The organism is Streptococcus sp. CCH8-H5, from assembly GCF_001556505.1.
Taxonomy (GTDB): Bacteria; Bacillota; Bacilli; order Lactobacillales; family Streptococcaceae; genus Streptococcus.
Genome location: NZ_LSIZ01000067.1, coordinates 16,153 through 29,989 on the forward strand (window position 1 = coordinate 16,153; position 13,837 = coordinate 29,989).

General features: G+C 41.2%; 9 protein-coding genes. 7 read left to right on the forward strand and 2 right to left on the reverse strand.

The features are described from left to right. The first annotated feature begins 153 nt into the window (after window positions 1–153). The 3 genes from AX663_RS04730 to AX663_RS04740 all read left to right on the forward strand — a co-directional run bounded on the left by AX663_RS04730 (window position 154) and on the right by AX663_RS04740 (window position 2,927). The gene (locus tag AX663_RS04730) at window positions 154–714 is read left to right on the forward strand and encodes a GNAT family N-acetyltransferase (protein WP_022496317.1); all 561 of its coding nucleotides are present in this window, start codon (window positions 154–156) and stop codon (window positions 712–714) included. Window positions 715–820: 106 nt separating this feature from the next. Continuing rightward, a complete protein-coding gene (locus AX663_RS04735) occupies window positions 821–2,350 on the forward strand; it encodes a DUF1310 family protein (protein ID WP_060972860.1) in 1,530 nt (509 codons plus the stop codon). Beyond that, on the forward strand, window positions 2,331–2,927 hold the full coding sequence (locus AX663_RS04740; RefSeq protein WP_060972861.1) for a hypothetical protein: 597 nt from the start codon (window positions 2,331–2,333) through the stop codon (window positions 2,925–2,927). The genes AX663_RS04735 and AX663_RS04740 overlap by 20 nt, the downstream gene beginning before the upstream one ends. Window positions 2,928–2,988: 61 nt before the next feature. Here the strand turns inward: AX663_RS04740 and gshAB are convergent, their stop codons facing one another. After that, window positions 2,989–5,253: a bifunctional glutamate--cysteine ligase GshA/glutathione synthetase GshB gene (gene gshAB, locus AX663_RS04745; RefSeq protein WP_060972862.1), complete on the reverse strand. Its 2,265-nt coding sequence runs from the start codon at window positions 5,251–5,253 to the stop codon at window positions 2,989–2,991. A gap of 771 nt (window positions 5,254–6,024) precedes the next feature. On the opposite strand from gshAB, the gene AX663_RS04750 reads away from it, so the two are divergent. Together AX663_RS04750 and AX663_RS04755 are read left to right on the forward strand one after the other, a co-directional pair. Further along, window positions 6,025–7,770, forward strand: a complete 1,746-nt coding sequence (locus AX663_RS04750; protein ID WP_060972863.1) for an ABC transporter ATP-binding protein — start codon at window positions 6,025–6,027, stop codon at window positions 7,768–7,770. Then, on the forward strand, window positions 7,760–9,628 hold the full coding sequence (locus AX663_RS04755; protein ID WP_060972864.1) for an ABC transporter ATP-binding protein: 1,869 nt from the start codon (window positions 7,760–7,762) through the stop codon (window positions 9,626–9,628). Before AX663_RS04750 ends, AX663_RS04755 begins: the two co-directional genes overlap by 11 nt. Before the next feature lie 94 nt (window positions 9,629–9,722). Here the strand turns inward: AX663_RS04755 and AX663_RS04760 are convergent, their stop codons facing one another. Continuing rightward, window positions 9,723–11,246, reverse strand: a complete 1,524-nt coding sequence (locus AX663_RS04760) for an ATP-binding cassette domain-containing protein (protein ID WP_060972865.1) — start codon at window positions 11,244–11,246, stop codon at window positions 9,723–9,725. 433 nt (window positions 11,247–11,679) lie between these two features. Here AX663_RS04760 and AX663_RS04765 point away from each other — a divergent pair, with 433 nt between their 5' ends. Next, window positions 11,680–12,768: a hypothetical protein gene (locus tag AX663_RS04765; RefSeq protein ID WP_037598266.1), complete on the forward strand. Its 1,089-nt coding sequence runs from the start codon at window positions 11,680–11,682 to the stop codon at window positions 12,766–12,768. A 350-nt stretch (window positions 12,769–13,118) separates the two neighbouring features. Next, a partial coding sequence (locus tag AX663_RS04770; RefSeq protein WP_156430762.1) for a YSIRK-type signal peptide-containing protein occupies window positions 13,119–13,837 on the forward strand: 719 nt, incomplete at its 3' end.

Below are 13,837 nucleotides of genomic sequence, written 5' to 3' on the forward strand. Positions count from 1 at the left end.
TTTTAGAAGAGGGGTGTCATAGACAGCAAAAAAGCATTTATAAATGGCAGGAGAAGTTTATCTGTAGATCTATCATATCCCTTGAAACTTGAACTTGCTTATCAAGGTGTTATAATAACCTATAGGTATAAGCATCAAAAAGGGGGAAAATACATGGCTTTACGCAGCCAATTAATTACTAAGGAGTTTCCAGAATTAGATAGGGTAGAGCGCTTAAATAACGAGGCCTTCCCAGAAGAAGAACGTATTCCATTAAGTGAGTTTTTACAATTGGATGGTCGTGATGATTATCATTTCTTTGCCTTTTATGACGAGGATGATTTTGTTGGATTTGCCTCAGTTCTCTACAATGCCAAAGTTTTTTATGTGAGTTTCTTTGCCATCGTTCCTCAAATGCGGAGTCATGGCTACGGAAGTGAGATTATTGATAAACTGGTGGACTTTTATGGACCATCTCGGTCTATGGTCTTGGAAGTAGAGCGCTTGGATGAACCAAATGACAATCCTGAGCAACGTGAGGCACGTTGGGATTTCTATAAGCGTAATGGGTTCAAGACTTCCAATGCTTTCTTGGAATATGAAGGTTTGAGTTTTGAGATTCTCTATCGTGGAGATCACTTTGACGAAGAAGCCTACAGAGAGATATTCCGCAAACTTCAGGAAAATGCTTATTTTGACTTCAGTATTAAACATCGTCGCTTGAGTGATTTATAAACAATCAAACCAAACAGGTCTTAGTCGACCTGTTTTTTCATTTGTTTTCAGCGTTTGCCAATCGTTTTCAGAATATTTTGTCGTCCTATGCTATAATGGAAGTATTATGAAGAAAGTAATTTTACAGTATCTGGCAAGTGCTCTGACTGTAATCCTTATACTTGGTCTTGTGGTTTTCAACAGACAGCGAAATCACTCTCTGGTAAAGAAGGTCAAAAACCCTGAGATTTCCTATATCTATAAGGATTCTTTGGAAAATCTAGATAGACTGGCCCTTAGTCAGGCTGGGATTATAGAATCCTATCAACTCGATTCTTTGTCTGTTAGGAAGGAAGATGGAAAGATTCACCTCGTTCTCCATATCAATCATTCCTATGATATGCAGGTAAATCTTGTCCTAAAGTCTGATATCTATGGTGATTTATCTGTGGTTCAAGCGACGCCATCAAAGGCTTTGAAGCTCGCCTTGGAGGACGAATCTTATCAGAAACGGTTGACCTTGATTTCACAAAAAGCAGATGCTATTATATCTCGTGATCACTGGGATCAAGGCATTAAACCGGCCTATGTGGCTCAGGTCAGAAGTAAGATGAAGAAGACTTCTTTGAACCAGTTGGAAAAGGTTCTGCAAGAAATTGATCAAGAAAGTAAGGAAGTGGGCTCCGATACCTATACGGCCTTTTTCCAAGCTTCTCAACTGCCTAATCATGACAAGCTCAATTTGGTTATGGAGCACATGCAGGTTTATGTGGATAAGTACCAGTTTCTCCAGTTAGGGAAGTCAGGTTATAAATTTTCCAAAAAGCTAGAGCCAACCAGCGCTTTTTACAGTTACTTCCGTGAGGCTATTATGGAGACCTATCAGACGGATCTAGGGCTTGGAGTAGATGAGTTAGGTATCAAGCTCCACCTTTTTAGGTCTTGGATTGATAAGCAGTCCATGGACTATATTAGGACCAACTACAAGGGCAAGACGGATTTTGACAAGCTTCTGGCTTACAGCAAGGACAAGAAGATTAAGTTGGATTATACTACAGGTGCTTCTTACCATAATCGAAGCTTGGGAGACTTTACCTATCCAGAGAACATGAAAATTCAGCTACCTCAGACCAGTGTCATGGGACCTTACGGTGTCAGCAATTCCCGCTTTATTGAATTTATTGTCAATATGGATACAGGGAAATTTGTTTCTGAGTGGAATGTCTACAAGAAAAGGAAAGACGGTAGTATCGACTCTAATCCTAAGCATTACAAGATTGAAGATGGTGCTGACATTGCTGATACGGACTCTGCTAACTACGGCCTATCTAAGGGATTAAATGCTGACTTACCAGCCTATCTCAATAATAGCCATACCTATCTCGATGTTCGTCACCCTGCGGATAATGCGATTAGACGCAAGATGGTTAGAAAGTGGAAAAATGCCAAGAATGTCTTAAATGGTGGGCGCTATGCTGATATTGTTAAAAAAGGAGGCTTGAAAGACCTTGAAACATGGAAACAAGTTAAAGCTGAAGACCGTCTCCAGGTCTACAATGCTTACCTTGATTATATTCGCTCTCATCTTGTGCTTAATGGGTTTGACAGCTTTTACCAAGAAACCTACAACCCCCAAGGTGGAGACAAAAAAGACTGAAACCCTTGATAGTGTTCTTGTCGCTAAAAATTTCTATCGTGTAAGGGATGCCTATGCCATCAAACTCTACGGGCAGGATGAGGGGATGTCCTTTGATGTGGCTGGTCAGAGACTCTTTGGGTCAAATGTTGCTATTAAAGATGGTCTGTTATACGGCTCCAGTCTTGGAGATTTGACCATTGAGGCTTATTTTCAGGGGGAGGTGTCCTACCTTTTAGAGGCCACCCAGAAGCTCCCAGTGGACAAAAATCGTATCAAGGCTAATCACTATAGTCAGGACATCGTTCTGAATAACGTTTGGTCTAGTCTGGAAGGTCAAGAAACCTCCAACAGTATCATCACTCAGTTTCAGGATAAGACCTTGCTTAAGATGCGGATCAGCTACAACAAGGATTTCCTTCCGACTAAGATTCAAGGTTTTTACAATAGCCAAACCTTTAATGGCTGGCGGGACCTATTTTATATAGATTACCCATATAGTGATCAGGAAGCCTTCAATCAGGCTCAAGATGCCTATATACAACACATCCAGTACATGGAAACGCATCCTGAGGAAGAAGCAGGAGAGTTTGGTTAATAAAGCAAAATCACCTTTATCTCGAGATAAAGGTGATTTGTTTGTTCCTAAGAATTAGGTTTTAGGTTTGACTTGTGGTAACTTCTGGAAAAAGCTTGTCTAGGATTTTTGGAGTGATAGCTTGTCCAGGACCTTCAGCACAATAGGTGTGCATATACATAGAGGGATTGAAGTTGAGCTCGATACAAGTGCAATGAGGTTTTTCCTTGCTAGCAGGCTGAGTTTTATCTGGAATGATGAGGTCAACCCCGCAAGCCCAGGCCCCCATGCTAGTCGCCATAGCTGCAGCTAATTCTTGATAGGATGAATCCATGGTCTCAGTGACATCAATAGAGTCACCGCCCGTAGAGATGTTGGAGTTACGGCGGAGATTGACCTTTTTCCCTTCTGGGAGAATATCATCAGGTGCATAACCTTGCTGATTCAACATCAATTGTTCGATTTCTCCTAGCTCAATGATTTCCAGCGGTGAGCGGTGGTCACGGCCTCGCAATGGGTTGGTATTTTTCTGAGCGACTAATTCACGAATAGTGTGTTTGCCATCACCGACAACATTAGCAGCGACACGAAGGAGGACGGCCTCACAACGCCCGTCCAGAATGAAGAAACGGTATTCGGTTCCTGTGATAAATTCTTCAACAAGAACAGCTGTATCTTCTGCAAAGGCAATCTCGAGGGCTTTCTTATAGTTATCAAGGCTGGCAGGCTCTTGGAAAATGGAAATGCCCAGACCGAAGTTGGTTGATTTTGGTTTAACCACAATTTGCTTGCCCTTGATAAGAGGATAGTAGGCTAGACCTTGTTCTAGATTGGTAAATTCGTCGCCGGCAGGGACAGGGAAGCCAGCATCAGCTAGGATTTTTTTGGTTACGGTTTTATTAGCCATGGCAAGAGGAACTACATAGTTGTCTTTTGAGGTCATGTTACCATTTTTGACGTACTCAACATGATCTTTATGCCAGAGTTTAAGGAATTGATCCTGCTCATCTAGGATTTCAAAATGAAGCCCTTTTTGAATGGCGTCAAAGAGCAGCATCTGGGTAGAAAGTTCCATCTCCTCATAACCCTTAAGGGCATAGTGGGCAGTCCAGTCGTAATCATGATAGGCAAGAGCCTTGTCAAGGGCAAAGTCAGCAAGGGACTTGTCTTTGATATGAGGAAGAAGTTGAGCAGCTAGTGTCTGACTAGGATCTGCAAAGGCATCTTTAACTTGTTTGACCAGACCTTGATGATAGTCACCAAGCCCAAAATGTTGCACCAGTTGGTCTAGAGCTGTCGTAATGTTCTGAGTTTCAGCTTCAGAAGGTAGAGGTTCTAAAGGATGAGAGAGGGCAATTTTTTCATTCAGCGCGTGAGCTTGAGCCAGAGCCTGATCAACATTTTCAGGGGCATCCATCCAGAGGAAGGCTAGAAGGAGTAGGTGTACGGTATCCATGGTAGTTTGGCTAATACCGATACGCTCAAAGGGGTTGAGGTCGAAGTTACGGAATTCCAGGTAGGTGATTCCCTTGTCAAGGAAGGAGCGATTAACCTTTTGTCCACGGAAACGAACAGCCGAGTAAAATTCCTTCTCCGCAATCAAATCACCTTGTTCGATATAGTTTTCGATGGCAGAGACATAGTCTTCTAGGCTTGCAAAAGATACTTGGATTTCTTCCTTATTGACATAACCATGGTCGCTGTTTCGGAAGGAACGCACGGGTTCTGGCACTTCTTGGTCGAAGAAGCCTTGCTCAGCAACAGGTGCAGCACCAAAGAGATAGGTGGTCACCCAACGATAGCGCAAATAGTTCTGAGCCAGCTTAAGATAGAGGGCGTTTTTGAAAGCAATTATATCAATCTGGTCACTTTCTTGGAATAGGGCCTCAACCAAATCTTTCCCTAGTTCCATATTATAGTGGATACCTGAGATAGCTTGTAGTTTAGTTCCGTATTTTTCGGCCAGGTAGTTACGATAATAGCGTTCAAATTCATTTTCCAGTTGGGCAACTTGGATTTCTTGGGCCTTGATACGAGGAGGCATGGACAAGGGCCAGAGAAGTTCATCTTTACTGATGGAACGTCCAGCTACATCGGTAATGGCTCCAAGAAATCGACGAGCCTCAGTGGTAGATTTAGCAACTGGTGTGATGAGTTCCATCTGAAACTCACAAAAATCTGTTTGAATATAAGGGTGGAAACTTCGAGCTCCTAGGCAGGAAGGGTGAGGTGTATGTGCTAATTTTCCTTGTCTATCGACACGAAGACTTTCGCGTTCAATTCCAAAGTTAGCTTGAAGGATAGGGCTAGTAGGCTCCAGCTTTTGAAGCAGTTGATTTATAGTCATAGAGTCACCTTTTCATCTAATGTTAGTGATAGTCTATTATAAATAGGAGAAGAAAACAACTTTCTGCTACGGTTAAGGGCAATTTCCGAATGTTTTAGATAAGAATCCTTAAAACCAGTTGCTTTTTAGCTCTATTATATGCAAAAATTGTAAAATATTCACTGATTTTTATGTAAAATGTTATTTCTCTTGCAATTTAAATCAAATTAGCCTATACTAATGACGTATATATAAGAATGAAAGAATCCCTAGGGTCTGCCCTCAGGGGCTTTTGTATGCTCTCAAAAGGGTATAACCGTTCTTTTATAGATAAAGGATGAGCGTTAAGAGTAGCTTTCAGACAGTATGCTCTGCTCAAAAATGATGCTTTCTCGTGATGGATTACAGGACTAGCTTATATCTATCAATGCCTGAAACACGCTCTGCTCAGGGCAGGTGATATTTTTAGCTGTGGTAGGGGCCATCCTTAACCTATTTGCACTTGTTCGAAGTTGCTCACGATTCGACAGCTCGCTCTGTCCAAAAGCGATGCTTTCGTCGTGATGGATTACAGGACTAGCTTATATCTATCAATGCCTGAAACACACTCTGCTCAGGGCAGGTGATATTTTTCGCCGTGGCAATAGTTATAGAAGTCAAGAGACTTCTATAACTCGGAAGTTTTGAGACTTTGGCTCAAAGCTTAGCTATGAGATTCCGAAGGAAGCTGCTAGCGTCCGAAGCCACTTAAGAAAAATATCAAAAAAGAAAACAAATTAAACGGAGGTAACTATGTTTCAAACCCTTATCCCCCAGATAAAGGAATACAAGAAACCCTCAATCCTAGCGTCCGTCTTTATGACACTAGAAGTCATGTTTGAGATTTCCATTCCCTTTGTCATGGCTAATCTTTTGGACAAAGGTGTCCAGCAATCCAACATGTCTAACATTTGGCTCTACGGTGGCCTCATGCTAGTCTGCGCCTTTCTATCACTATTCTGCGGCATGCAGTCGGCTCGCTATGCAGCTTTTGCCTCTGCTGGATTTGCCAAGAATCTACGTCAGGCCATTTTCAAAAAGGTTCAAACTTTCTCTTTTGAAAATATCGATAAGTTCTCAGCTGGTGGTTTGGTGACACGTATGATGACAGATGTTACCAACGTGCAGAACTCTTATCAGATGATTATCCGTGTCTGTGTGCGTGCACCACTTAACCTGATTTTTGCTATTGCAGCAAGTTTCTTGATTAATGCTGAAATGGCTTGGATTTTTGTTGGTGTAACGATCTTCCTTGGTGTGGTTTTGGCCATTATTACCAAAATCGTATATCCTCTTTTTACTCAAGTATTTGAGGCTTATGACAACCTTAACAACAGTATCAAGGAAAATATCACCAACATGCGTGTGGTGAAATCCTATGTTAAAGAGCAGGAAGAGACTGACAAATTTAAGAAGGCCTCACGTCGTATTTACAAGATGTTCATGCGTGCCATTCGTGTAGTTATCATGTCTAACCCAGCTATGATGTTGTCTATGTATGCATCCTTCCTTATGATTTCCTGGTTTGGTGCCCATCTCATCGTTGGTGGTAGCTTAACTACAGGAGAATTGACTTCGATGTTCAGTTACACCATGACCATCCTCATGTCACTCATGATGTTCATGATGATCTTTGTCATGTTGTCTATCTCTACAGCATCTGTTGAACGTATTGATGAAGTTCTTAGCACTGAAGCCACCATTGTTTCACCTGAAAATGGTTTAACAGAAGTTGCAGATGGTTCCATCAGCTTTGATCATGTGGATTTCTCATACACAGATGAAAATGGTGACAAGACCCATGTCCTCAAAGATATCACTTTGGATATTAAGTCTGGTGAAGTTATTGGTATCCTTGGTGGAACGGGTTCGGGTAAATCAAGCTTGGTTCAGCTGATTCCTCGCCTTTATGATGTGGAAGAAGGTCAGGTTAGGGTTGCCGGCCATGATGTTAAGGACTATGATTTGGATAGCTTACGTAAGCAAGTTGCCATGGTCCTTCAAACCAATGTCCTTTTCTCAGGAACCATTAAAGAAAATATGCGTTGGGGCAATAAGCAGGCAACAGATGAAGAAATCATTGAAGCTTGTAAGATTGCCCAAGCTGATGAATTTATCCAAGAGTTTAAGGATGGCTATGATACCAAGATTGAACGTGGTGGAGCCAATGTCTCAGGGGGACAACGTCAACGTCTTTGTATCGCACGTGCCCTTCTCATGAATCCGAAAATTTTGATTCTGGATGATTCGACATCAGCAGTTGATACTAAGACAGATAGTTTGATTCGTCAAGGTTTCGCTTCAAGTCTTAAGGACACGACCAAAATCATCATCGGTCAACGGATTTCATCTATCCAAGATGCCGACCGTATCATCGTCATGAATGATGGTCGTATCGATGCTATTGGTACTCATGACGACTTGATAGCTAATAATGCCATTTATCGCGAAGTATACAAGATGCAAACACAAGGGAAAGGAGTAGCAGATGCAGAATAAGAAAAAAGCTAATTGGGGCTCTCTAGCACGTCTTCTACGCTTTTTGTGGCAAGACTACAAACTTTCGCTTAGTATTGCCTTTGTCCTCATTGTTGTTGCTTCTTTGGCAACGGTCAATTTGACGGCTTCGATTCAGTCCTTGGTTGACGTTTATGTTCAACCCATGCTCAAATCTGGTAGCCATGACTTTGGGCCATTGTTACGTTTCTTGACTTCAGTGGCTGTCTTCTGTCTTATCGGTGTGATTGCCAACTATGTGGCATCTCTCCTCATGGCGACGATTTCGCAAGATTCCTTACGTTCCCTTCGTAATCAGCTCTTTGCTCGCATGCAAAAGCTTCCTGTTCGCTACTTTGATACTCACCAACACGGGGATATCATGTCTATCTACACCAACGACATTGATGCCCTCCGTCAGGCTGTTGAGCAGTCTATCCCACAGTTGCTACAAACAACTATTACCCTTATCGGAGTGACTGTGACCATGCTTACGGTTAGTCCTCTCCTCTTTATCGTGGTCCTAGTCATGGTAGGCATCATGTTTATGGTCATCAAAAATGTATCAGCTAAATCAGGTCGTTACTTTGGTGAGCAACAAAAGAATCTAGGGATTGAGAATGGCTTCATTGAAGAAATGATGTCAGGGCAAAAAGTGGTCAAAGCCTTTGTCCACGAAGAAGAGAGCATGGCTGATTTTGACAAGATTAACGAGCAACTCTTTGAATCGTCATACTTGGCCAACCGTTATGCCAATGTTCTCATGCCTATTCTTGGGAACTTAGGAAATGTTTCCTTTGTTTTGACTGCCTTGGTCGGTGGTGTATTTGCCCTCAATGGTGTTGGTAGCTTGACTATCGGTGGTCTCATGGCCTTCCTTCAATTGAACCGTTCCTTCAATGGTCCTATTACTCAGGTATCTCAACAACTTAACTTTGTCCTTATGGCCCTTGCTGGTGCTGACCGTATCTTTGACCTTTTGGATGAAGCAGAAGAAGTTGACCAAGGTAAGGTCACTTTGGTCAACTACGAATTGGTAGATGGTCAAATGGTTGTGACAGACAAGAAAACCAATCTTTGGGCTTGGAAGCACCCACGTCCAAATGGCGACTATGAGTTGGTCGAGTTGGTCGGAAATGTGGTCTTTCAAGATGTTGATTTCTCTTACGATGGTAAGAAACAAATCCTTCATGATGTTAACCTCTATGCAGACAAGGGGCAAAAGGTTGCCTTTGTCGGTGCGACGGGTGCAGGTAAGACAACGATTACTAACTTGATTAATCGTTTCTACGACATCCAATCTGGTGTGATTACCTATGATGGTATTGATGTCAAGTTGATTGAAAAAGATTCTCTTCGTCGCTCACTTGGTATCGTGCTTCAAGATACGCATCTTTTTACAGGGACTATCGCTGAAAATATTGCCTACGGCCGTGCGGATGCGACGCGCGATGAAATCCTTGAGGCCGCTCGTATTGCTAATGTGGATTCCTTTGTGCAACATTTGGACAATGGTTACGACACTGTTCTTACAGATGATGGTGCAGGCTTGTCTAATGGACAACGTCAGCTGATTGCCATTGCCCGTGCAGCCCTTGCCAATGCGCCAGTCTTGATTCTGGACGAAGCGACGTCTTCGATTGACTCTCGGACAGAGAAGATGGTGCAAGAAGGGATGGACCGCCTTATGGAAGGACGTACGGTCTTTGTTATCGCCCACCGTCTTTCAACCATCGTTAACTCTGACGTTATCATGGTTATGGACCATGGACGTATCATTGAACGTGGTGACCATGACAGCCTTATGGAGCAAGGTGGCACTTACTACCGACTCTATACTGGTGGTCTTGAAATTGATTAAGATTAAAAGAACTCAGGTTTTGCCTGAGTTCTTTTGCATCTGAAGAAAATGATTCTTTTGAGACTTTTCTTGTAAAAACGATAGATTTGATATCTTAAATCTCAACTTCTTTTAAACCGTGTGAGTCCAGGCGATAAATCTTTTGGCAGACTTGTCTGAGGTAGTTGACATCATGTGAGACTGTCAGAATGGCACCTGGATAGTTCTCGAAGAGCTGTCGGACTTGGGGTTGTGAGGTGGGTGAAAAATTTCTGGTTGGTTCATCTAAGATAAGGAGCTGAGGGCTTTCTAAGACCAGGTGTAGCAGGAGTAGTTTTCCTTTCTGTCCTCCAGATAAATCAGAAATGGCATGGCTCATTTCATCATGACTAAAGTTGAGGTTGGCGAGATGGGAGCTTATAACCTCTCGTTCAGACTTGTCGCCTGTCTTACTTAAAAACGCTATCGGTGACAAATCATTTTGCAAGATAGTATTGTAATGTTGAGGCATGTAGCCAATAGTCAGGTCTGTCTTCTTGCTAAGTTCTTGGTAGAGAAAGTGTAAGAGAGTGGATTTACCACAGCCGTTATCTCCAACAATACCAATTTTTTCTTGCCCTTTCAAAGAAAGTTTGAGATGGTCAATGGTCAGGTGAGGAGCGATGTTTATCTGCTTTTTATCCAGATTTAAGAGATATTTTCCCTGAGGTAGAGGAGTGATATGAGAGAAGAATAGTTCAATACTGTCTTCTTTATCAGGCATTTGTGTCATATCTTGGGCAAGGCGGTCGTAGCGTTTTTCTTGCGAGAGGACTGCTTTCATCTTTTTGGCAACCAATCGTCCTTGCGTGCTATCATGCGTATTACGTAGGGTAGTTTGGACATTTTGTTTGATACGGCGATGCTTGGCCATGGCTTTGTCATAGGCTTTTTTCTCGGTTTTCGCTTGCTGCATTTGTTGCTGGAAGGCATCAGTGCGTTGCTGGCTATAGTTATCATAGTCGAGGTGCTCCACACTGGTCCTTGCCTGACGGCGACGTTTAAGGAGTTCCAGATGGATAATGGTATCTGCTGTCTGGCTTAGTAGGTCTTCGTCATGTGAGATATAGATTATGGTTTGATCAGAATGTTTGATAAAATTTTTTAGCCAAGTCATAGTAGTCAAGTCCATATCGTTTGAGGGCTCATCAAGAAAAATGATGTCGTGGGGACGGGCTAATTCTCGGATGAGTTGAATTTTGAGTTTCTCGCCACCTGACAGAGAGGAGACAAGCTGACTGCTAGCAAAACGATCACTATCAAAATGAAGTTCATCAGCCAGACGATAGAGGGTAGCATAGTCTAGGTCATAAGTATCCGCAAAGAAGTAGTCGTTAAGGGTTAGGAATTGTAAGTCATCCGAAATCTGTTGAGGAATATAGACCTGTGGGCTATCTGGTTTATTAATAGTTCCCTCGTAAGAAAGATGGTCGAAATGTGCTTTAGGATTGACAAGAAGGGCAAGGAGACTAGATTTTCCATTGCCTTCCTCCCCAATGATGGCGACTTTTTCACCAGTAGCTATCGTTAGATTTAAGTCATGAACGAGTTCACGCAAATCTTTGGTATGGGTAATAGTTAGATGTTGAATCTGTATCATAGGACCTCCTAGGTCTGAGTGCTTGTTGATAGTGTTTTATGGGTAGTACAGTTTTTACTTCAAACAATATCAAAGGTCAAAAAACAGTTCTACCTTATAAGATAGAACCGTCTTGAATCTAGCTAAAAAGCCCTCTAGGAGATAGTGATGGTGTGGATGCAAAAAAACTCAGATACCACCAATAAATTTTCTACAGAAAAAGAGCGCAAAAAAGACATGAAAACAATCTATCGAATAAAGCAGGTTTATTGTGAATAGACTTAGTTGTTCATGTCTCCATTTACCTCCGAATGTTACTTGCCTTGATTGTACGCTGTCCGAGAGATTTTGTCAAATGAAAATAAAATATCCAACCTTATTAGACTGCCAATCTACCTTATCAATAGTCTCCACCTATGCTATACTAGAATCAGTACTAAAATGGAGATTATTTATGGAAAATAAGTTTGTAAAGCAACCAACACCTAAGGGGGATAAGTCCACAAGAATTGTTTTTATAGGTCTCTTAGTGGCATTACTTTTTATAATCGCAGGGACGGCTATCTTCTTTGCTGTGAATAGTAGCAGTAAGGCTAACAAAGGTCCAGCTGCATCCAGTAAGTCGCGTACGACTGTCTATTCCGGCAGCAATGCAGAAGACCCCTTGTTCAAAATCACCCTGAAAACCTTCGGAGATAATAAAGAATTTTTACTCGTGACACCAAATCCTGGTCATGATAGAAACATGTTTAACATTGTGGGGGTAGCTGGTCAATACTTAGTCACTCAGGAGTACAAGGGGGGTGAATCTGGTAAGAAAAATGCCAAGGGTGAGACACTTTATAAGTATGACTACTTTAATATCTATATGTATGACACGGAAAAACCAAATCAAAAACCTAAACAAATTGACCTCTTGAAATTGGCTAAAAAAGCTGGGGATGAAGATTATTTAAATCAGGCAAGTCTAAGGCTTTTCATGCTTAATGAGCAGGCTTACTTACAAATGCCTTTTGGTGCGTCATCAGCTGATTTTGTTTCTAATAAAAAATACCTCAATCTCAAAACGCAAAAGATTGAGGAAATGAATATTCCAGCTAACTCGAATACTTTGGACTCGGAATTGGATTACGCCAATGTTGATATGCGTAAGACTTTAGAGCCTTTTGGTCTTGAAATGTGGCCAGGTGCAACTAATGGTAAGGATCTAGATTATCCAACAGAAACACCAATTGCGAGTCTGCCTGCTCTTTATTACATTTCTGAAAAAGACAGAAGCCTCAATATGGATAGTACCAACTTTGCCAAAGAGCATAAGGATGCTTATGAAGCGATTAAGACCAAACATGCTAGGATCTACACCATTCCAAGCAAGATTAACAATGAAACCTGGTTCAATACCTTACTCCATTGGATGGCACCTGAAGGCCAGGATGCCTATGAGTTACCGGTTAGGGCATTTAGACCGACTCAGGAAGAAGGGAAAGTCAAGTCCTACCAAGAATTGCAGACTTGGAATGACAACCATATCAGAAAAAAATAGAGGAACTTACCTCTGAAACCCATAAGATTATGAACCCAAGTTTATGATACTTGGGTTTTTTAGTGTGGTCTGATATAGCAATTGTTGTTTTAGTTTTTTTGTGAAATTCTTGTTATATGATAGCTAAGTTTAAAATAGATTATTTATTAGTTTGTTTAGCCGATTATTAAAAATATTTCAATCGGGTCTATAGGCTTATAATAAGCAGAACAAATCATTTAATAAAGATTAAAATTATTGACACTTATATTGACGTGTAATTATCAGAATGTTAGAATTTAAAGTGCATCATCATAATAAAATAAAATTAAAGCAATAAACCAAATATTACAATTTTTTATGGAGACTTTATGAAAGATTTTTTTAATCAACGTCAACGTTATTCATTGAGAAAATATTCTATTGGCGTTTGCTCAGTCTTGCTTGGAATTGTTCTTTTTTCTGGACAGGCTGTACAAGCTGATGAAGTTATAACAGGTAATGATAACGTTGTGAAATCTGTAGAAGCAGCTGAATCCGCAATATCGGATACTACTATATCAGAAGTTCCAACTGCTATAGAAAAGTTACCAGTAGAAGAAGTAGTAACTGTACAGAATGAAACAGTTTCTAAGCAACAAGACACGTCATCTGAAACAAACACTAGTAGAAATTCTACGTCTTTTGCTAGTTCTGAAGAATCATATGTGGCTCAAGTAAATCAAAGTCAAGCTACAAGTGATTTATCTGAAGGATTAAAATCAGAAACGATAACATCTGAAATATCAAGAACTAGTCTCCGTCGAGGGAGAATTTTAGCGTCTGAAGAAACAGTTGAGAGTCCTACAGAGATACTATCATCAGAAGCAATCCCAGCTGAAATACCTATACGACGTAGTGGACGTCGAGGAAGAAATCTGTCATCTTTAAATACGTCTGAATCGAATAACGGGACTCCTATAAATAGTAGTTTACCTACGGTCACTATACCAACCAGCAATCAAAATAATACTTTAGCTACACCAGACGAAAATATAACGAAATCAACCAAGCAAACAGTTGTTTTTGAAGGTGCAGGAGAAAAGACGCC